General features: G+C 74.1%; 17 protein-coding genes. 12 read left to right on the top strand and 5 right to left on the bottom strand.

All coding sequences use genetic code 11. The features are described 5' to 3' along the window. Nucleotides 1–105: 105 nt before the first annotated feature. Nucleotides 106–1,113 carry a LacI family DNA-binding transcriptional regulator gene (locus ACIBQZ_RS03915; RefSeq protein WP_396086933.1) on the bottom strand — a complete coding sequence of 336 codons (1,008 nt, stop codon included), beginning with the start codon at nt 1,111–1,113 and terminating at the stop codon, nt 106–108. 123 nt (nt 1,114–1,236) lie between these two features. Here ACIBQZ_RS03915 and ACIBQZ_RS03910 point away from each other — a divergent pair, with 123 nt between their 5' ends. After that, entirely contained in the window at nt 1,237–3,222 is a 1,986-nt protein-coding gene (locus ACIBQZ_RS03910; RefSeq protein ID WP_396086932.1) for a neutral/alkaline ceramidase, read from the top strand. 91 nt (nt 3,223–3,313) lie between these two features. Next, on the top strand, nt 3,314–5,122 hold the full coding sequence (locus tag ACIBQZ_RS03905) for a LamG-like jellyroll fold domain-containing protein (protein ID WP_396086931.1): 1,809 nt from the start codon (nt 3,314–3,316) through the stop codon (nt 5,120–5,122). Nucleotides 5,123–5,359: 237 nt separating this feature from the next. Here the strand turns inward: ACIBQZ_RS03905 and ACIBQZ_RS03900 are convergent, their stop codons facing one another. Beyond that, a complete protein-coding gene (locus ACIBQZ_RS03900; RefSeq protein ID WP_396086930.1) occupies nt 5,360–6,781 on the bottom strand; it encodes an MFS transporter in 1,422 nt (473 codons plus the stop codon). Nucleotides 6,782–6,877: 96 nt separating this feature from the next. Here ACIBQZ_RS03900 and ACIBQZ_RS03895 point away from each other — a divergent pair, with 96 nt between their 5' ends. Beyond that, nucleotides 6,878–7,444: a TetR/AcrR family transcriptional regulator gene (locus ACIBQZ_RS03895; RefSeq protein WP_396086929.1), complete on the top strand. Its 567-nt coding sequence runs from the start codon at nt 6,878–6,880 to the stop codon at nt 7,442–7,444. A 7-nt stretch (nt 7,445–7,451) separates the two neighbouring features. Here the strand turns inward: ACIBQZ_RS03895 and ACIBQZ_RS03890 are convergent, their stop codons facing one another. Together ACIBQZ_RS03890 and folP are read right to left on the bottom strand one after the other, a co-directional pair. After that, nucleotides 7,452–9,125 carry a hypothetical protein gene (locus tag ACIBQZ_RS03890; protein WP_396086928.1) on the bottom strand — a complete coding sequence of 558 codons (1,674 nt, stop codon included), beginning with the start codon at nt 9,123–9,125 and terminating at the stop codon, nt 7,452–7,454. Nucleotides 9,126–9,188: 63 nt separating this feature from the next. Then, on the bottom strand, nt 9,189–10,070 hold the full coding sequence (folP, locus tag ACIBQZ_RS03885; RefSeq protein ID WP_396086927.1) for a dihydropteroate synthase: 882 nt from the start codon (nt 10,068–10,070) through the stop codon (nt 9,189–9,191). A 164-nt stretch (nt 10,071–10,234) separates the two neighbouring features. Between folP and ACIBQZ_RS03880 the strand changes: the two genes are divergently transcribed. Together ACIBQZ_RS03880 and ACIBQZ_RS03875 are read left to right on the top strand one after the other, a co-directional pair. Beyond that, nucleotides 10,235–11,854: an ABC transporter transmembrane domain-containing protein gene (locus tag ACIBQZ_RS03880; RefSeq protein WP_396087355.1), complete on the top strand. Its 1,620-nt coding sequence runs from the start codon at nt 10,235–10,237 to the stop codon at nt 11,852–11,854. After that, nucleotides 11,851–13,584 carry an ABC transporter ATP-binding protein gene (locus tag ACIBQZ_RS03875; protein ID WP_396086926.1) on the top strand — a complete coding sequence of 578 codons (1,734 nt, stop codon included), beginning with the start codon at nt 11,851–11,853 and terminating at the stop codon, nt 13,582–13,584. The genes ACIBQZ_RS03880 and ACIBQZ_RS03875 overlap by 4 nt, the downstream gene beginning before the upstream one ends. Before the next feature lie 88 nt (nt 13,585–13,672). Here ACIBQZ_RS03875 and ACIBQZ_RS03870 read toward each other — a convergent pair whose 3' ends face one another. After that, nucleotides 13,673–14,914, bottom strand: a complete 1,242-nt coding sequence (locus tag ACIBQZ_RS03870; RefSeq protein WP_396086925.1) for a sulfite oxidase — start codon at nt 14,912–14,914, stop codon at nt 13,673–13,675. A gap of 222 nt (nt 14,915–15,136) precedes the next feature. Here ACIBQZ_RS03870 and ACIBQZ_RS03865 point away from each other — a divergent pair, with 222 nt between their 5' ends. The 7 genes from ACIBQZ_RS03865 to ACIBQZ_RS03835 all read left to right on the top strand — a co-directional run bounded on the left by ACIBQZ_RS03865 (nt 15,137) and on the right by ACIBQZ_RS03835 (nt 19,290). Further along, complete coding sequence (locus ACIBQZ_RS03865) at nt 15,137–15,958, top strand: hypothetical protein (RefSeq protein WP_396086924.1); 822 nt, start codon at nt 15,137–15,139, stop codon at nt 15,956–15,958. Then, entirely contained in the window at nt 15,955–16,383 is a 429-nt protein-coding gene (locus ACIBQZ_RS03860; protein WP_396086923.1) for a phage holin family protein, read from the top strand. The genes ACIBQZ_RS03865 and ACIBQZ_RS03860 overlap by 4 nt, the downstream gene beginning before the upstream one ends. After that, nucleotides 16,359–16,997: a DUF3618 domain-containing protein gene (locus tag ACIBQZ_RS03855; protein WP_396086922.1), complete on the top strand. Its 639-nt coding sequence runs from the start codon at nt 16,359–16,361 to the stop codon at nt 16,995–16,997. Before ACIBQZ_RS03860 ends, ACIBQZ_RS03855 begins: the two co-directional genes overlap by 25 nt. A 149-nt stretch (nt 16,998–17,146) precedes the next feature. After that, complete coding sequence (locus ACIBQZ_RS03850; RefSeq protein WP_396086921.1) at nt 17,147–17,557, top strand: ChaB family protein; 411 nt, start codon at nt 17,147–17,149, stop codon at nt 17,555–17,557. A gap of 25 nt (nt 17,558–17,582) precedes the next feature. After that, entirely contained in the window at nt 17,583–18,143 is a 561-nt protein-coding gene (locus ACIBQZ_RS03845) for a helix-turn-helix domain-containing protein (protein WP_396086920.1), read from the top strand. Beyond that, the gene (locus tag ACIBQZ_RS03840) at nt 18,140–18,655 is read left to right on the top strand and encodes a GNAT family N-acetyltransferase (protein ID WP_396086919.1); all 516 of its coding nucleotides are present in this window, start codon (nt 18,140–18,142) and stop codon (nt 18,653–18,655) included. The genes ACIBQZ_RS03845 and ACIBQZ_RS03840 overlap by 4 nt, the downstream gene beginning before the upstream one ends. A 41-nt stretch (nt 18,656–18,696) precedes the next feature. Continuing rightward, nucleotides 18,697–19,290, top strand: coding sequence for an HAD-IA family hydrolase (locus tag ACIBQZ_RS03835; protein WP_396086918.1), 594 nt, complete (start codon nt 18,697–18,699; stop codon nt 19,288–19,290). Nucleotides 19,291–19,302 lie beyond the last annotated feature (12 nt).

The following is a 19,302-nucleotide window of genomic DNA, read 5'->3' as shown; positions in this document are numbered from 1 at the left end:
CGCACCGGGATACGCCGCAGGGATCGAGGCCGATCAGCGTGGAGGGCTCACGTCACCGGGCGGTAAGATCTGGTCACCCTGTGCCGCCAGGAAGGTCACCCAGGGTCAGCCGCGCGGCGGGCGGGTGCTGTCCCGGACGATCAGCTCGGTGGCCAGCTCGATCCGCGGCGCCTGGATCTCCTCGCCCCGGGCCAGCCGCAGGATGGTCCGGGCGGCGAGCCCGCCCATCTCGGCCAGCGGCTGGCGCACCGTGGTCAGCGGCGGCGACGCCCAGCGCGCCTCCGGCAGGTCGTCGAAGCCCACCACGCTCAGGTCGTCGGGCACGCGCAGGCCGCGCTGCCGGGCCGCCTCGTGCACGCCCAGCGCCATCGTGTCGCTGGAGGCGAAGATCGCGGTCGGCGGGTCGGCCAGCGACAGCAGCGACGCGCCGCCGGCGAAGCCCGAGTCGTAGAGGAAGTCGCCCTGGCGGATCAGGTCCTCGTCGGGGACCAGCCCGGCGGCCTCCAGCCCGGCCCGGTAGCCGTCCAGCCGGGCCCGGCTGCAGAGCAGGTTCTTCGGGCCGGCCACGAAGCCGACCCGGCGGTGGCCGAGCTGCACCAGGTGCTGGGTCGCCGACAACCCGCCGGCCCAGTTGGTCGCGCCGATGGTGGGCACGTCGACCATGGCCCCGCCGGCCGGGTCGATCACGACCACCGGGATGTTGAGCCGTTGCAGCTCCGCGTAGACCGGGGTGGTGAGGTCGGACGTTACGAAGATCACGCCGTCGGAGGCCCGGGCGTAGAGGTTCTGGAGCCATTGCCGGGTCGCCGTGCTGCGCCGGTGCACGGCGGAGACCACGGTGCCCACGCCGGAGTTGTGCATGACGTCCTCGACGCCGCGGATCAGCTCGACCGCCCACGGGCTGTCCAGGTCGTTGAAGACCAGGTCGACCAGGGCGGCCTTGCCGGCCTGCTGGCGGGACGCGCGCCGGCGGTAGCCGTGCTGCTTGAGCAGGTTCTCGACCGTCTCACGGGTCTGGGGCGACACGTCGGCGCGGCCGTTGAGCACCCGGGAGACCGTGGGTACCGAGACCCCGGCCTCGCGAGCGATCGCGGCGATGGTCACGCGGGCCACAAGCGTCTCCTCGGAAGTTTCGGATGCAGTTTTCGGAAGTATTCCACAGTCCCTGCGGGAAAACATGAAAGGTATTAACATCCGTGAATATTGATCGCCCTCGGTGTCTGCCCGGAGGTGCCCGTGTCCCGTCTGCTCACCGCCCTCGCCGCCGTCGTCCTGCTGCTCCTGCCCGCCCCGCCCCCGGCCGCTGCGGCCCCCGCCGGCTATCAGGTCGGCGCCGGGATCGGCGACATCACCGCCGCCCCGGCCGAGGTCGGGATGCTCGGTTACGCCGACCCCGCCCAGACCACCGCCGGCCTCGCGTCCCGCCTCCGGGCCCGGGCCTTTGTCATCGCCGACGGCGCCGGCCAGCGCGTCGCGTTCGTCACCGCCGAGATCGACTTCGTCACCCAGGCCGTGCAGGTCGAGGTGCTCAAGCGGCTCAGGGCCCGCTACGGCACCACGTACACCGACCAGAACGTGGTGCTGACCGCCACCCACACCCACTCCGCGCCCGGCGGCTTCACCGAGTACACGCTCTACAACCTGACCACCCTGGGCTTCGAGGCGCCGGTCTTCGAGGCCACCGTGGCCGGCATCGTGCGCGCCGTCGACGCGGCGCACGCCGGCCTGGCGCCCGGCACCGTGAAGATCGCCGAGGGCACCCTGACCGGGGCGAACGTGAACCGGTCGATCGAGCCGTTCCTGGCCAATCCGGCCGCCGACCGGGCGAAGTTCCCGAACGCCGTCGACACCCGGATGACCGTGCTGCGCTTCGAGCAGGCCGGCCGGCCGATCGGCCTGCTGAACTTCTTCGCCACCCACGGCACCTCGATGACCCAGTTCAACCACCTGATCAGCGCCGACAACAAGGGGTACGCCGCGCACCTGATCGAGGACGCGTCCGGCGGCGGCTTCGTGGCGGCGTTCGCCCAGACCAACGCCGGGGACATGTCGCCCAACCTGCGCAACGGCGGCGCCCAGGGGCCCACCGACAACGAGTTCGAGAACACCCGGATCATCGGCAAGCTGCAGGCCGACAAGGCGAAGCAGCTGTTCGACGGCGCCACCGAGGTGCTCTCCGGGCCGATCGCCGCCCGCAGCCGGTACGTGGACTTCTCCGCCGTCCAGGTGGCCGGGGCGTACACCCCGGACGGCCAGGCGCACCGCACCTGCCCCGGCGCGCTGGGGCAGAACTTCACCGCGGGCGCCGAGGACGGGCCCGGCCCGGACATCGTCGACGAGGGCGACCTGAGCACCAACCCGCTGCTGCTGGTCGCCGGGATCGTGGTCAACCCGACGCCGGCCGCGGTCCGGGCCTGCCAGGCGCCCAAGGACGTGTTCCTCGGCACCGGCAGCCAGAACCCGCCGTGGACCCCGCAGGTCATGCCGCTGCAGGTGCTGCGGATCGGCCAGCTGGCGCTGACCACCGCGCCCGGGGAGTTCACCATCGTCGCCGGCCAGCGGGTCCGCGAGGCGGTCGCCGCGCAGCTCGCCGGGGTGGTCACCCACCAGGTCCTGGCCGGCTATGCCAACGCGTACGCGGGCTACGTCACCACCCCGGAGGAGTACGACCTCCAGCACTACGAGGGCGCGGCGACCCACTTCGGCCGCTACACCCAGTCGGCGTACGCGCAGGAACTGGCCGGGATCGCGGCGGCGCTGCGCGACGGGCAGGCCACGCCCAGCGCGGTCCAGCCACCCGCGCTGCCGCAGAACCGGATCAGCGTGCGCCCCGGCGTCGTGCTGGACTCCCCGCCGCTGGGCAAGTCGTTCGGCAGCGTGCTGACCCAGCCGGCGGCGTCTTACCCGCGCGGCGCCGACGTGCGGGTGGACTTCGTGACCGGCCACCCGAACAACAACCTGCACACCGAGGGCACGTACCTCGAGGTGCAGCGCCAGGCCGGCAGCGCGTGGCAGACGGTGGCCACCGACTCGCAGTGGCAGACGATCTACCGCTGGAAGCGCGAGTACCTGGGCGTCTCCACGGCCCAGATCACCTGGACCGTGCCGGCCGACGCGGCGGCGGGCACCTACCGGATCGTGCACCACGGCGACGCCAAGAGCCTGACCGGCGCGATCCGGCCGTTCACCGGGACCAGCCGGACCTTCACCGTCACCCCGTAGCGGCGTGGTGTGAGCCAGGCGACGGATCGGCGCTCGCGTCCTTTGGGCGCGAGCGCCGTTACCTACCGTTGTGCGCAATAACCGAAATGGCTTGAAATCCGCAGCACGCCGACTGGCCCTCGTCGGCGTCTCCACCGTGGTGGTCGCCGTGGGCGGCGCCGCCCTGGCCGAGGTGGTGTCGGGCACGCCGACACCGTCGCCGTCGTTCAACGGGGCGGTGTACGCCATCGCCCACCGCGGCGACGTCGTCTACGTCGGCGGCAACTTCACCGGGGCGCTCGTCGGCGGCAAGACCATCGCCCGGCAGCGGCTGGCGGCCTACGACGCGCGGACCGGCGGCCTGCTGGCCTGGAACCCCGGCGCCGACGCGACCGTCCGCGCCCTGGCCGTCGCCGGCGGCACCGTCTTCGCCGCGGGTGACTTCGACCGGGTGGCCGGGACGGCCCGGGACGCCGTGGCCGGCATCACCGCCGACACCGGCAAGCTGACCACCCTGCGGCACACCGTGCTCGGCCAGCCCAACGCGCTCGCGGTGGGCAACGGCCGGCTCTACCTGGCCGGGCGGATCACCGCCGTGGACGGCGCGCCGCGGGCCAACCTGGCGGCGTTCTCGCTGGCCACCGGCGCGCTCGACGCCTGGGCGCCGACCACCGACGACGCCGTCAACGCGCTGGCCGTGCAGGGCAGCCGGGTCTACCTCGGCGGCGGCTTCCACAAGACCAACGGGGTCCGCTCCACGCTGCGGCTCACCGCGGTCGACGGTGTCACCGCGGTGCTGGACAAGAGCTTCCTGCCCAAGCCGATCTCCCAGGTCTTCGCGCTGACCGCCGACGCCACCGGCGTGTACGCGGCGCTCGGCGGCCTGGGCGGCCGGGCGGTGGCCTACACGTCCGGCGGCGCGGCGCGCTGGACCCGGGTCTTCGACGGCGACGCCCAGGCGATCACCATCATGGACGGCATCACCTACGTCGGCGGGCACTTCGACAAGGCCTGCACCACCACCAACAACGGGATCAAGGGCGTGTGCACCGACGGCTCGGTGCCGCGGGTCAAGCTCGCCGCCGTCGACACCGCCGGCAACCTGACCGAGTGGGCGCCGCAGGCCAACGGCGTGGTCGGGGTCCGTACCCTGGCCGCCAACCCGGCGCTCTCGCTGCTCAGCGTCGGCGGCGACTTCACCACGCTGGGCGGGACCGCGCAGAAGCGGTACGCCTCCTTCGGTGGCCCGCAGTCCCGTGAGCCGGTGCCGCCCACGCCGCCGTCGCCGTACGTGGCGTCGTACAACTTCGACTCGACCGTGGCCGACGGCACGTTCGACGACGGCTCCGGCAACGGGCACCTGCTCAAGACGCTGGCGGTCAACGGCGGCGCGCTCAGGACCGTGCCGCACGGCAACGGCCAGGCCATCTCGTTCCCGCCGAAGTGCGCCGGCGCGGACTGCCCGCGGGTGGTGCTGCAGGCGACCGACGTCCCGGACCTGAACCCGGGCACGAAGAACCTCCGGTACGGCGCGCGCGTGCTGCTCTCGCCGGCCGAGACCTCGTCGGGCGAGAACGTCATGCAGAAGGGCTACGCGACCGCCGGTGGCCAGTACAAGCTCCAGGTCGACGGGATCTCCGGCAGGCCCAGCTGCGTGCTGAGCGACAAGACCGACCCGGCGATCCACGTGGCGAAGAGCCGGACCTCGGTGGCGGACGGCGACTGGCACGCGGTGGAGTGCCGGCGCACCGGCACCGAGCTGGCCATCCTGGTCGACAACCAGGCCGGCGGCAGCGTCACGGTGCCGGCGGCGCTGGCGGTCGTCACCACGCAGCCGCTGAGCCTGGGCGGCAAGGGCACCGGCGTCAACAACGACCAGTTCCACGGCAGCCTCGACGACGTGTGGATCAGCGTCGGCTGAGACGGCGCGGTGGGTTCCCGGCCGCCAGGTCCGGGGCGTGATCACCGCGACCGGCGACCGGCGACCGGTGGGTCGGTCGGGTCACGGTCAGGCGAGCTGTCCTTGAGCATCCGGCCCGAGCCGGCCGACAGCCGACGGTGATCTTGCCGACCATGTCGCCGGACGGCCGCGGCGCTGCCGGCGGCCATGCAAGAAGGCGCCGGGGTCCGATGGGGACCCCGGCGCGCGGTGCTGCGGTCAGTCCCGGGGCGGGCCGGGCCGCCGTGGCAGCCAGAGCGCGACGATGCCGCCGGCCGCCACGATGGCGGCCCCGACGATCACCGCGGGCACCAGCCCGTCGACGAAGGACTGCCGGCTGGTGTAGTCGCCGGCCGAGCTGAAGATCGAGGCGAGCACCGCGATGCCGACCGCCACCCCCAGCTCGCGGATGGTGTTGTTGGCCCCCGAGGCGACGCCGCGCTCCTGGGCGGTGACGCTCGACAGGGCCATCGTGCTGATCGGCGCGAAGGTCAGGCCCATGCCGACCCCGGCCAGCACGAACGCGATCGCCAGGTCGCCGTAGCCGACCTCGGTGGTGATCGCCAGGGCGATCCACAGGATGCCCGCGGCCAGCAGCGCCTGGCCGGCGACGATCAGGTTCCGCACCCCGAGGCGGTCGGCGAAGATGCCGGCCAGCGGCGCGACGACCATCGGCGCCATCGTCCACGGCAGCGTCCGGATGCCCGCTTCCAGCGCGTTCAGCCCCTGCACCACCTGGAAGAACTGGGCCAGCAGGAAGACCGCGCCGAAGGTGCCCGCGGAGAAGGTCAGGGTGACGACGATGACCAGGCTGAAGCCCCGCGAGCGGAACAGCGACAGCGGCAGCATCGGCGTGCGGTTGCGGCGCTGCCAGGCGACGAACGCGATGAGCAGCGCGGCCCCGGCCAGCAGCATGGACACCACCCGGGCCGACGACCAGCCGTGGTCCGGGCCGTCCACCACACCCCAGACCAGCAGCAGCATGCCGGCGGCGGACAGCAGCAGGCCGAGCGGGTCGAGCCGGACGGCGCCGCCGCGCGACTCGCGCAGCACGGTGCGGGCCAGCACCACGGCCAGCACGCCGACCGGGACGTTCAGCCAGAAGATCCAGGACCAGTCGAGTCCCTCGGCGACGGCGCCGCCGACCACCGGGCCGACCGCGACCCCGAGGCCGCTGATCCCGCCCCAGATCCCGACCGCCGCGTTGCGCATCCGGTCGGGCACGGCCTCGGCCAGCAACGTCAGCGACAGCGGCGCGACCGCCGCGCCGGCCAGGCCCTGGACCGCGCGGGAGGCGGTGAGCATCCACGACTCGGTGCTCAGCGCGGCGGCGGCCGACGCGAGCGTGAAGAGCGCGATGCCGGCCACGAACATCCGGCGCCGGCCCAGCCGGTCGCCGAGCGCGGCGGCGGTGAGCAGGAAGGCGGCGAAGGGCAACGTGTACGCGTTGACGAACCATTGCAGGTCGGTGACCGAGGCGCCGAGCTCGGTGCGGATCACCGGCAGCGCCGTGGTCACCACGAGGTTGTCCAGCGTGACCATGAAAATCGGGATGCCGACGGCGGCCAGCACCGCGGCGAGGGGGCGGGACCGCTGCTGCGCCGCCGCCGGAACGGGCCGGCCGGGTGCGAGGGTGGACATCCGGAGCTCCTAGTTGTTATTCACTGATAACTAGCCTGCCGCCCACCGTAGTTATCAACTGATAACCTGTCAACGCCCGAACCGGAGGAGCCCGCAGTGACCAGGACCCGCCTCACCGCCGGCGAACGCCACGACCAGCTGATCGCCGCCGCGGTGACCGCTTTCGCCCAGGGCGGCTACGCCGGCACCACCACCGATCAGGTGGCCCGGCTGGCCGGCGTCTCGCAGCCGTACGTGATCCGGCTGTTCGGCTCCAAGCAGGCGTTGTTCCTGGCCGCCGCCACGCACGCCACCGACCGCATCGAGCAGCGCTTCCGGGCGGCCGCCGCGGAGAGCGCCGAGCTGGAGAGCCTCGGCGCGGCGTACGACGAGCTGCTGGCCGAGCGGGAAGTGATCACCATGCTGTTGCACGGCTTCGCGGCCGGCGCCGACCCGGCCATCGGGCCGACCGTGCGCGAGTGCTTCGGCCGGGTCTATCGCTCGGTCCGGGAGCTGACCGGCGCCGACGAGGAGGAGGCCCGCGACTTCATGGCGCACGGCATGCTGCTCACCGTGCTGGGCGCGATGCAGATCGTCGGCCCGGACGCGGTGCCGCGCGAGCCGTGGATGGACGAGCTGCTGGGCGGGATGGACATGAAGAAGTCGTTCCCCGGCGGGCGCTGAGGACCGGCTACCTCAGTCCGACCAGGACGTTGCCGCCGCCGTCCCGCCCGGCGATGCCGGAGTAGACGATCACCGCGCCGTTCCCGGCGACCAGCTCCAGCGGGTGATCGGCGCTGTGGTCGTCGCGCGGCCCGAGCTCCACCGGCAGCTCGGCGGTCTGCGCGGTGGCCAGCGAGGTGAGCCGCAGGGTGGCCCGGCCGGTGTCGAACAGCGTCAGGATCCAGCCGTCGTCCCGCCGCAGGCACAGCACCATGTCCGCCAGCAACAGGCCGGAGAACGCACAACTGCCGATCGTCTCCGGGTAGCGCACCTCGCCGGTCCGGGCATCGCGCAGCGCGGGTGGCCTGGTGGTGGTGCCGCCGGTCGCCAGGCCGTACCCGATGAGCCGCTCCAGCCGGAACGGCATCGGCAGGATCCGGTCGCCGTCGACGTCGAGCAGCTGATAGACCTGGTCCGGCCGTACCGCGTAGGTCGCGTGCAGCAGCGCCAGGGGCTGATCCGGGGCGGTGATCACCTGCGCCGGCAGGTTCCGCTTCGTGGTGATCGCGACGACGTGCTCGCCGACCTGGCGGCCGGTGGCGCTGTCGAGCACGACGAACCGGGCCTGGGCGCCGCACGTCACCGCGATGACGACCCGGTGCGGCAGCGCGCCGACGTCGTTGAGACTGTCGGCGCGGCAGCCCTCCGGCCGGTGCCAGGTCCAGGCCGTACGGCCGTCCCGCAGCGAGATCGCGGGATAGTCGCCGTTGCTGTCCCATAGCGCCCGGCCGACCAGCACGTCGTCGGTGATCCCGCGCTGGCTGGGGTTGGCGAGCCCGGCCGGGTAGCCGCCGGAGAACCGGACGGCGCCGGTCATCGCGTCCAGGATGAGCATCGTCCGGCCGCCGTTGCTGCCCTTGGGCGGCCGCATGCCCAGCACCACGGTCCCGCCGCCGGGGGCGGCCACCATCCAGGCCGCCTCCGCGCCCAGCCGCCGGTAGGACCAGCGGACCGCGCCGCTGCGCCCGTCCACGCCGAGCACGCCGTCCTCGAGCAGCACGACCGCGCCCGCGCCGGCCCGGCGGACCTCGCGGACCGGTCCGGGCATCGGGGTGGTCCAGCCGACCCGGGTGACCGCGCCGGGCACGGGCAGCACCTCGACCGCATCCGCGGTTGCCGACCTGACCGCCCAGCCGTCCGAGGTGAGCGTCACCGCCACGCAGCCGGCCGCGAGCAGCGCCGACCCGCCCGCGACCGCGGTGAGCCGGCGCAGGTTCCAGCGGCGCCAGCGGCCCTCGGCCGGCCGGGTGACGCCGAGCAGCAGGCCGGCGGTGACCGCGGCTCCGCCGATCACCCCGAGCGGGGCCACCAGGCCCGGATAGCCGTCGCCGTAGCGGCGCAGCACGTCCACGGCGTGGAACGCGGTGGCCGCCACCGCCGCCACCAGGGCGAGCCCGGTGACCACCCAGCGGCGCGTCACCGATCCGGGCGCCGCACGGTGCCGGGCCCCCGCGACCACGGCACAGAGCAGCAGCACGAGCCCGCCCAGCCACCGGCCGGCCACCGGGGACAAGCCGCTGTGCCCCGCGGTCTCGTGGCGGAACCAGCCGATCAGCAGCAGCAGCGCGCCGAGCGCCACCAGCGTGCCGGCCAGGGTGGACCGGAACTCCGGACCGGACGGGCGGCTTCCGTCGTGCGACACGCGACCTCCCCAGGTGGCAGTGAGCCGGACAGATGGTCGCAGACGGCCGCCGGTGCGTCGGAGCTAGATGTTGTGCCGGGTGTAGGCGGGCGCGCGCAACCCCAGCATCGCCTCGGTCATCCGGACCGCGTCCACCGCCGCGCGCACGTCGTGCACCCGGACGATCCGGGCGCCCTGGGTCACGCAGAAGACCACCGCCGCGACCGTGCCGACCAGGCGTTCCTGTTGCGGGCGGTCCAGCGTCTCGCCGATGAAGTCCTTGTTGCTCAGGGCCGCCAGCGTCGGGTAGCCGAGCGCGGTGATCTCGCGCAGCCGCCGGGTCAGCTCCAGCGAGTGGTGGGTGTTCTTGTTCAGGTCGTGGCCCGGGTCGACGATGATCTGGTCCGGCCGGACCCCGCGGGACAGTGCCAGCTCGACCCGGGCGCGCAGGAACGCGGTCACCTCCGCGACCACGTCGGCGTACTGCGGGCTCGGGTGCAGGGTGCGGGGCGCGGCCAGGCTGTGCGTGATCACCAGGGCGGCGTCCGTGCCCGCCACCGCGTCCGCGACAGCCGGGTCGCGCAGGCCCGAGGTGTCGTTGATGACGCCGGCGCCCGCCGCGATGACCTCCCGGGCCACCTCCGGCCGGTAGGTGTCCACCGAGACCACGGCCAGCCCGCGCGCCGCCTCGACCACCGGCAGCACCCGGCCCAGCTCCTCGGCGACGGTGACCTCCGGCCCGGGCGCGAACGGCACCCCGCCGATGTCGATCCAGTCCGCCCCCGCCTCCGCCGCCGCCCGGACCGCCTCGGTCGCCTTCGCCAGCGCGAAGGTGCGGCCGCGGTCGTGGAAGGAGTCCGGCGTGCGGTTGACGATCGCCATCACCGCCACCCGGCGCGAGAAGTCGTGCGGGCGCCCCCCGATGACACGGTCGGCGCTGATCAGCGGGGGTGTGTAGGCGGTCACGACCGGAGACTAACCCGGCGTCGAGGATGTCCTCGATTCGGGCTCCCGCCGATGATCGCTGCTGCTCTAAGGTGCAAGGCGTGACGGAAGCAGGACACGCGGTTGCCGACGTGCGTGGTCCGCTGCCGTACCTGTGGTGGCTGGTACGGCGGCAGAAGCTGCGGATCACCGCCGGGGCGCTGCTCGGCTCGCTGTGGATGGTGGGGCTGACGCTGCCGCCGTACCTGCTCTCCCAGGCCATCGACCGCGGCCTGCAGCGGCGCGATATGCCCGCGCTGGCCGGCTGGGTGGCCGCGCTGTTCGTGGTCGGCGCGGTCAACGCGGTGCTGGCCATCCTGCGGCACCGGACCATGACGAAGATCCGGCTGGACGGCGGTTTCCGCACCGTGCGCGCGGTCATCGCGCACGCGACCCGGCTCGGCGCCGCCCTGCCGCGGCGGATCGGCGCCGGCGAGATCGTCACCATCGGCATCGCCGACGTCTGGGTGCTGGCCCAGGCCCTCACCGTGACCGGCCCGGGGTTCGGCGCCGTGGTGGCCTATGTGGTCGTGGCCGCGCTGCTGCTGGAGATCTCCCCGCTGCTGGCGGTCGTGGTGCTGGCCGGCGTGCCGGTGCTCGCCATCGTGGTCGGGCCGATGCTCGGCCGGCTGCAGCGGGCCGGCGCCCGCTATCGCGACCACCAGGGCGCGCTCGCCGACCGGCTCGTCGACATCATGTCCGGCCTGCGGATCCTCAACGGCCTCGGCGGCAAGGAGGCCTACGCCCGGCGGTACCGGCGCGACTCGCAGCGGGTCGCCGAGGAGGGCTACCGGGTCGGCGCGGTGACCAGCTGGATCCAGGCGCTCGGCGTCGGCCTGCCCGCGCTGTTCCTGGCCGTGGTCATCTGGCTGGCCGCGCGGATGGCGGCCGCGGGCCAGATCACGGTCGGCGAGCTGGTCGCCGTCTGGGGGTACGCGGCGGTGCTGGTCGTGCCGGTCGCGTTCTTCATCGAGGGCGGCTTCGACGTCAGTCGCGCGCTGGTCGCCGGCGGCCGGGTCGTGGCGTTCCTGCGCCTGCCGGTGGACCCGCTGCCGCGCGGGACGGGCCCCGACGGCCCGGCGGTGCTGCGTGATCCCGAGTCCGGCGTGGTCGTGGTCCCCGGCCGGCTGACCGTGCTGGCCAGCGCGCGGCCCGCCGACTCCGCCGCGGTGGTGGACCGGCTCGGCCGGTACGGCCCGACCGGCGCGACCTGGGGCGGGCTGCGGCTGGAGGCGCTGGCGGTCCGGGACCGGATCATGGTCGCGGACAACGAGGCGTACCTGTTCACCGGCACCCTCGGCGAGGTCGTCGCCGGCCGGTTGCCGGTCGACGGCCCGGCGGTGACCCGGGCGCTGACCGCGGCGGTCGCGGGCGACATCGTGGACGGCCTGAGCGACGGCACGGCCTCGGTCGTCGAGACCCAGGGCCGCAACCTCTCCGGCGGCCAGCGCCAGCGCATCCGGCTGGCCCGCGCGCTCTACGCCGACCCGGAGATCCTGCTGGCGGTCGACCCGACCTCGGCCGTGGACGCCCACACCGAGGCGGCCATCGCGCGGCGCCTGCCGCTGGCCCGGGCCGGCCGGACCACCCTGGTCGCGACGACCTCGCCGGCGCTGCTGGACCGCGCCGACATCGTGCACTACCTGGTCGACGGCTGCCTGGCCGCCACCGGCACGCACCGCGCCCTGCTCGACACCGAGCCCGGCTACCGCGCGCTGGTCACCCGGGCGGCGGGGGAGGCCGCCACCGCGGAGGCAGTGCGGTGACCGCCCTGCCGGTCGCCGGGAGCGCCCACGTGCGCCGCGCCGCGGCCGGGCTGATCCGCGACGACCGGCGGGCGGTCGCGCTGATGGTGCTGCTCAACGCGCTCGCCGCGGTCGCCGGGCTGGCCGGGCCGTGGCTGCTGGGCCGGATCGTCGACACCGTGGTGGCCGGGCACGCCGCGGTCCGGGCGGTCGACCAGCTGGCCTTCGCGATCCTGCTGTGCACGGTGGCGCAGACGCTGCTGGCCCGCTCGGCCCTGGCGGTCGGCTACCGGTACGGCGAGCGCACCGCCGCCCGGGTCCGCGAGCGATTCGTCGACCGCGCGCTGGCGCTGCCCGCCTCCGTGGTCGAACGGGTGCCGACCGGCGACCTGGCGGCGCGGGGGACCGGGGATGTCAGCACGGTCGCGGTCACCCTGCGCGACGCGGTGCCCGAGGTGCTCATCGCCGCGGTGCAGGCGCTGTTCGTGCTGGTCGCCGTCTTCCTGCTCGACCCGCTGCTGGGCGCGGTGGCGCTGGCCGGGCTCTCGGCGATCCCGCTCGCGACCCGCTGGTACCTGCGCCGGGCCCGGACGGCGTACCTGGACGAGGGGGCGGCCGGCTCGGCGCTGGCCGACGAGCTGGCCTCGACGATCGCCGGCACCCGCACCGTCGAGGCCCTGGGCCTGCAGCAACGGCGCCGCGCGGTGGGCGACGCGGCGATCGCCCGGGCCCGGCGGACCCGGTTGCGCACGCTGTTCCTGCGCAGCGTGCTGTTCCCCGCGGTCGACGTCTCCTACGTGGTGCCGGTGGTCGCGGTGCTGCTGGTCGGCGGCGCGCTCTACGTCGACGGGCTGCTGTCGCTCGGCGCGGTCGCGGCGTCCGCGCTGTACCTGCGCCAGCTCGCCGTGCCGCTGGACGCGATCCTGATCTGGCTGGAGCAGTTGCAGAGCAGCGGCGCCTCGTTCGCCCGGGTCGAGGGTCTCGCGGTGATCCCACGGGCCGCGGTGAGCGAGCGGCGCGCCCCGGCCGGTGACCGGATCGAGGCCCGCGGCGTCCGGTACGCCTACGACGGCGGCCGCGACGTGCTGCGCGGCGTCGACCTGACCGTGCGCCCGGGGGAGCGGCTGGCCCTGGTCGGCCCGTCCGGCGCCGGCAAGTCCACGCTCGGCCGGCTGCTGGCCGGGGTCGACCGGCCCCGGTCGGGCACGCTGACCGTGGGCGGGGTGCCGATCGCCGACCTGCCGCCGAGCCTGCTGCGCCGCCAGGTCGTGCTGGTCACCCAGGAACACCACGTGTTCCGTGACGCGGTCCGGGCCAACCTCACCCTGGCCGCGCCGGACGCCACCGACGACGACCTGCGCTCGGCGCTGGCCATCGTCGGCGCGGACTGGGCCCGCGAGCTGCCGGACGGGCTGGACACCCGGCTGGGCGGGGACGGCTTCGTGCTGGACGGGGCGCAGGCCCAGCAGCTGGCGCTGGCCCGGGTGGTGCTGGCCGACCCGCACACGGTGGTGCTCGACGAGGCGACGGCGCTGCTGGACCCGACGACCGCCCGGGACGCCGAGCGGTCGCTGGCGGCGGTGCTGCACGACCGTACGGTGATCGCGATCGCGCACCGGCTGCAGACGGCACACGACGCGGACCGGGTGGCGGTGATGGACGGCGGCCGGCTGGTGGAGCTGGGCACGCACGACGAGCTGGTGGCGGCGGACGGGACGTACGCGGCGCTGTGGCGCACCTGGCACGGCTGAGGAACCCGCCCCGGCCGGCACCGCCGCCGACGCGCTGCGGATGCCGGCGCGCGGGGGTGGCCGCCCCGGACCTGCCGGCACCCGGCCGTCAGACCGCGACCACCGGGTGCCGGACCACGGCGTCGAACAGGTAACCGAGCTTGTTGTACTCCGCCACGTCCGGCTGGGTGTTCCCGCGCACGTCGGTCGCCCGGGCCAGCAGCTCGTGCTGTCCCGCCGCCGGCCGCCAGTCGATCTCCCAGCGCTGCCACGCCGCGCCCTCGCTGCCGCCGACCCGCCGGGCGCGCCGCCAGGCCTGCCCGCCGTCCGTGCTCACGTCGACGTGCCGGATCGGGCCGCTCGCCGACCAGGAACGGCCGCGCAGCCGCAGCGTCGCGCCCGCGGGGACCTGCGCGCCCGGGTCCAGTTCGAACGCGCTCTTGACCACCTGACGGTCGAAGGGTTCGCCCTCGGCCGGGTGGCCCGGGCCGAACAGCCGGTAGAACTGGGTGTTCCACGGGGTGAACACGGGCTGGTCGGTGACCTCGATGCGGCCCAGCCACTTGATCGAGGCGATGCCGATCCAGCCGGGCACCACCAGCCGCACCGGGTGGCCGTGGTCGGCGGGCAGCGGTTCGCCGTTCATCTCGTACGCGAGCAGCACGTCGTGCAGCGCCTTGCGCACCGGCAGCGGCCGCCGGACCGGGCCCAGGTCCACCCCGCCGGTCACGTAGTTCGGGTCCAGCCCGATCGGGAGCACGTCCACGGCGTTGCGGCCCAGCCCGGCCCGGCGCAGCACCGTCGACAGCCGGACGCCGCGCCACCGGGCGACGCCGATCCCGCCGAGCTGCCACGCCGTGCCGGACACCGCCTGGCCCTGCTGGGTGGTGAACCAGCTGCGGCCGTTGCCCGCGCATTCCACTGTGGAAGTAATTGTCTCACTCGGCAGCCGGCGCAATTCCCGATAGCTCAGAGAAACGGGGCCGTGCCGCAGTCCGGCGCCGGAGATGTGCAATGACCAGGCGGTCGCGTCGATGATCGGCGTGCTGGTGTGGTTGCGGACGAAGAAGCGGTCGACCGGCACCAGATAGCCCTGGCCGGCCAGCGCGGACCAGCGCATCTCGGCGTTGGTGCCGAGCACGGTGAACAGCTCCGGCGGCAGCGGCTTGACGATCGGGCCGGCCGCGGCGGTGGCGGCCCCGGGCACCGCCACCGCCGCCCCGGCGAGCCCCGCGCCCGCCGCGGCGGTCAGTTTGAGCAGGTCCCGGCGGGAGAAGCCGGTGGCGCCGCCGGCCAGCCACCGGCCCAGCCGGTGCCTGTCGTAGGTGGCCTCGTCCAGCATGTCGTCCATCGTGGTGCTCCTCCGCGTACTCACCGGTCTCGATCGTCGTCAGCATGGTAAACCGATGGGCGCTGTAGGAGAAGGGCGGGCCGGGAGAGTACCCGGGAAAAACGGATCTATTCCTGATTAATCTTGTTGATTGTCTGAGGGCAATTATGTGTTCGGCGGCGGGCGGCGGGTATTCAGCTGACCGTAGCCAGACAACGGACGAACACCTTGATGGAGGCAGCAATGAGTGACCCGTTTGCGGGCGCCCGCGCGCCGGACACCACGACCTACCCCGCCACCACCTACCCCGAGACGACGTACCCCGAGCAGGGCGCGGCGACCGGCGACCAGCCGGCGGTGAAGCAGGCCGCGGGTCAGAGCGCCCAGGCCGCCGGCCAGGCCGCCGGTGAGGTCAAGGACACCGCCAAGGAGCAGGCTCTCCGGGTCGGTTCCGAGGCGAAGACCCAGGTCCGCAACGTGGCTTCCGAGGTGCGCGGCAAGGTCTCCGCGCAGGCCCGGACGCAGAACGACAAGCTCGTCGGCAGCATCCGCGACATGGCGGACCACCTCGACGAGATGCGCGGCGACCGGTCGGAGTCGCCCGCCACCCAGATCGTGTCCCGGGTCGCGGACAGCGGCCGGCAGCTCGCCGGCTACCTGGAGACCAAGGGTCCCGAGGGCGTGCTGCGCGAGGTCGAGGACTTCGCCCGGCGTCGTCCCGGCGCGTTCCTGGCGACCGCGCTGGCCGCCGGCTTCGTGGTGGCCCGGCTCGGCAAGGGCGTGGCCAAGGCCGACGACCCGGACATTTCGGACAAGCCGGTCAGTGACAGCTTCGTGTCCAGCCCGGCCACCTACGACACCGGTACGACCGGCTACCCCACCGGCTACGACACCGGCTCGACCGGTTACGCCGCCGGCACGACCGGCTACGTGGACCCGGCGGCCACCGCCGGCTATCCGGCCGCGACCACGGAGTACGCCTCGACAGGCACCGGCACGCCGGTCGTGGTCGAGGAGGAGTACGTCGCCGAGACTGCGCGCGACTATCCGGGTGGCACGCGATGACCGCGCCCTACTCCACGGACCGCTCGCGTGAGCATGCCGACGAGGTCAGCGAGACCTCGGTCGGTGAACTGATCGGCAACATCAGCAACGACCTGTCGACGCTGTTCCGCCAGGAGGTGGAGCTCGCCAAGGTGGAGCTGAAGCAGGAGGCGGCCAAGGCGGGCAAGGCCGCCGGGATGCTCAGCGGCGCCGGCCTCGCCGGCTACCTGGTCGTCGTGCTGCTCACGTTCGCCCTGGTGGCGGCGCTCAGCAACGTCATGGACCCGGGCTGGGCCGCGCTCATCGTGGCGGTCCTCTGGGCCGTCGTCGGCGGCGTGCTCTACGCCTCCGGCCGCAAGAAGCTCAAGACCGTGGACCCGACCCCGCGGCGCACCGTCGACACCCTCAAGGAGGACGCGCAATGGCTGAAGAACCCGACCGGTTGAGGCAGGACATCGAGGCCACCCGCGCCTCCATGACCCGCCACGTGGATCTGCTGGCGGAGAAGACCAGCCCGACCAAGGTGGCCCAGCGTCGCTGGACAGCCGTGAAGGAGAAGGTCATGGGTAGCTCGGAGCACGCGAGGCACTCGGCGGGCAACGCCGCCGGGACCGTGCAGGACAAGGCCTCCTCGGCCGCCGGCACCGTGCAGGACAAGGCGGCGCAGCTGTCCGACAAGGCCGGCGAGAAGGCCCACGACGCCGCCGACGCGGTGCGGAGCGCCCCGCAGGCGGTCGCCCGCCAGGCACAGGGCAACCCGCTCGCCGCGGGCATCATCGCCTTCGGCGTCGGCATGCTCGCCGCCACGCTGATCCCCGTCACCGACGCGGAGAAGCGGGCCGGCCAGCAGCTCAAGGAGCACAGCGGCGACCTGACCGACAAGGTCAAGGACCTCGCGGCCGAGATGAAGGACGACGTCTCCGGCTCGGTGCAGCAGGCGGTCGGCCAGGTCAAGGAGACCGCCGCCGACGCCGCGCAGACCACCAGGCAGCAGGCGCAGTCCTCGGCGCAGGACGCCAAGGACCAGAGCAAGCAGGCGGTCAGCGACGCCCGCTCCTGACCCGTACGACCCGACGCCGGGCCGCCTCCGCACCGGGGGTGGCCCGGCTTCGACCGCATCGTGCTGCAGAACGCGGGCCCGGACCCGGACGGGACCTCCGCTCCGGGGTGGAGTGGTTTCGCGTGGCGGAGCGGGGGAATCCCGGCGGTATGCCCGCACGCGAGAACCTGCCGAGCACGATCAAGCGGTCGCCGCGCAAGGCCCAGGACACCTACGCCGAGACCCTGGACAGCGCCGTCGAGCAGTACGGCGACGGCGAGCGCGCGCACCGCACCGCCCTGGCGTCGCTGAAGCACTCGTTCGAGAAGGTCGGCGACCACTGGGAGCCCAAGGAGCAGCGCGGTCCCAGCGACGCCCAGGCCGAGGGCGGCGCCGGCACCGACCGGCCGACCGCCGGCGGCGTGGACGCCAACGCCGGCAAGCAGCACCTGCTGGAGGTGGCCAAGCGACTCGACGTGCGCGGCCGATCCCGGATGACCAAGGCCGAGCTGGTCGAGGCGATCGGCCGGGCCAACGACGCCGCCAGCCGCAAGTCGCTTGAGGCCGAGCGCGAAGGCTGATCATATCTGGGATAGAATCCCGGATATGAGAGACACCCTGGATGCCCGGCTGGCGGCCCGCGTCGCCGAGCTGCGGGTCGCCCGGGGCTGGTCCCTGGACGACCTGGCCGGGCACACCGGCGTGAGCCGTTCCACGCTCTCCCGCCTGGAGCGCGCCGAGATCAGCCCGACGGCCGCGCTGCTCGGCAAGCTCTGCACCGCGTACGGCTGGACCATGTCCCGGCTGCTCGCCGAGGTCGAGGCCGAGCCGCCGGCCGTGGTCCGCGGCGCCGACCAGGCGCTCTGGCGCGACCCGGCGAACGGCTTCACCCGGCGCAGCGTCTCCCCGCCGCACGCCGGCCTGCGCGGCGAGGTGATCGAGGGCGTGCTCGAGCCGGGCGCGGACATCGGCTACGACGCGCCCCCGGTCGCCGGCCTGGAGCAGCACGTGTGGGTGCTGTCCGGCCGGCTGGAGCTGACCGACGACCGCACCCCGCACCGGCTGGAAGCGGGCGACTGCCTGCGGTTCCGGCTCTGGGGCTCGACCCGGTTCGTCAACCCCGGCCCGGACCCGGTCCGCTACGCGGTGTTCGTGGTGCTGCCGTGACTGTCACCCGGCTCGGACCCGAAGACTTCGCGGCGCACCTGCCGGCGCTGGCCGGCCTGCTCGTCGACGCGGTGGCCGGCGGCGCGTCCGTCGGCTTCCTGGCGGGCTTCGACGAGGCGGCGGCCACGGCCTGGTGGCGGGCCCGGGCCGCGGCGGTCGCGGACGGCAGCCTGGCGGTGTGGATCGCGACCGGCCCGGCGGGCGTCACGGGCACGGTCAGCCTGGCGTACGCGGAGAAGCCGAACGCCCGGCACCGCGCCGAGGTGGTCAAGCTGGCGGTGCGCCGGGACGCCCGGGGCCGGGGCGTCGGCCGCCGGTTGCTGGCCGCGGCCGAGGCGGCCGCCGCGGCCTCGGGAATCACCCTGCTGCTGCTCGACACCGAGACGGCCAGCGCCGCGGAACGGCTGTACGAGACCGCGGGCTGGCAGCGCTACGGCATCGTGCCCGACTACGCGGCGGGCCCGTCCGGCGAGCTCAAGGACTGCAGCTTCTTCTTCAAGAAGCTGGGCTGACCACCCGTACCGGAATCCGGCCGCCGGTCGTTGGTCAGGCGGTGACCACCCACCTGCTCTTCGACTTCGGCGAGGTCATCAGCACGGCCCAGCCCGCCGCCGAGGTGGCGGCCCTGGCGGCGCTCGCCGAGCTGCCCGTGGCCGAGTTCAGCCGTCGCTACTGGGCGCTGCGCCCCGGCTACGACGCCGGCGGCACGGCCCTGGCCTACTGGGGCGGCATCCTGCGCGCGGCGCCGGGCGCGAGCCTGCTGGGCCGGCTGGTCGAACTGGACGTGGCGAGCTGGCTGCACCTGAACCCGGACACCCTGCGCCTGCTCGACGAACTGCGGGCGGCCGGCGCCGCAATGTCGTTGCTCTCCAACGCCCCGTACGAGCTGGCCCGCGAGATCGACCGGCGCACCGAGCTGAAACCCTTCCGGCGGCGGCTGTTCAGCGCCGACCTGGCACTGACCAAACCGGACCCCCGCTGCTACGCGGCCGCGCTGGCCGCGCTCGCCGCCGACCCCGGCGACGTCGTCTTCATCGACGACCGCCCGGTGAACGTCGAGGCGGCGTCGGCCCTCGGCATCCGGGCCATCCACTTCACCGGTACGCCCGCCTGCCGCGCCGCCGTCACCCGGGCGGCGGCCACCTGATCGGGAGTCATC

The organism is Actinoplanes sp. NPDC049599 (genome assembly GCF_044465625.1).
In the GTDB taxonomy this organism is placed as follows: Bacteria; Actinomycetota; Actinomycetes; order Mycobacteriales; family Micromonosporaceae; genus Actinoplanes.
The sequence above is the reverse complement of the archived record's forward strand: the minus strand, read 5'-3'. Positions and strand labels throughout refer to the sequence as shown.

Excerpts from the sequence above, each read along its gene's own strand:
- ACIBQZ_RS03900 (WP_396086930.1), bottom strand. The coding sequence starts at position 6,781 with ATGTCCACCCTCGCACCCGGCCGGCCCGTTCCGGCGGCGGCGCAGCAG.
- ACIBQZ_RS03870 (WP_396086925.1), bottom strand. The coding sequence starts at position 14,914 with ATGGACGACATGCTGGACGAGGCCACCTACGACAGGCACCGGCTGGGC.
- ACIBQZ_RS03865 (WP_396086924.1), top strand. The coding sequence starts at position 15,137 with ATGAGTGACCCGTTTGCGGGCGCCCGCGCGCCGGACACCACGACCTAC.
- ACIBQZ_RS03860 (WP_396086923.1), top strand. The coding sequence starts at position 15,955 with ATGACCGCGCCCTACTCCACGGACCGCTCGCGTGAGCATGCCGACGAG.
- ACIBQZ_RS03855 (WP_396086922.1), top strand. The coding sequence starts at position 16,359 with ATGGCTGAAGAACCCGACCGGTTGAGGCAGGACATCGAGGCCACCCGC.
- ACIBQZ_RS03850 (WP_396086921.1), top strand. The coding sequence starts at position 17,147 with ATGCCCGCACGCGAGAACCTGCCGAGCACGATCAAGCGGTCGCCGCGC.
- ACIBQZ_RS03845 (WP_396086920.1), top strand. The coding sequence starts at position 17,583 with ATGAGAGACACCCTGGATGCCCGGCTGGCGGCCCGCGTCGCCGAGCTG.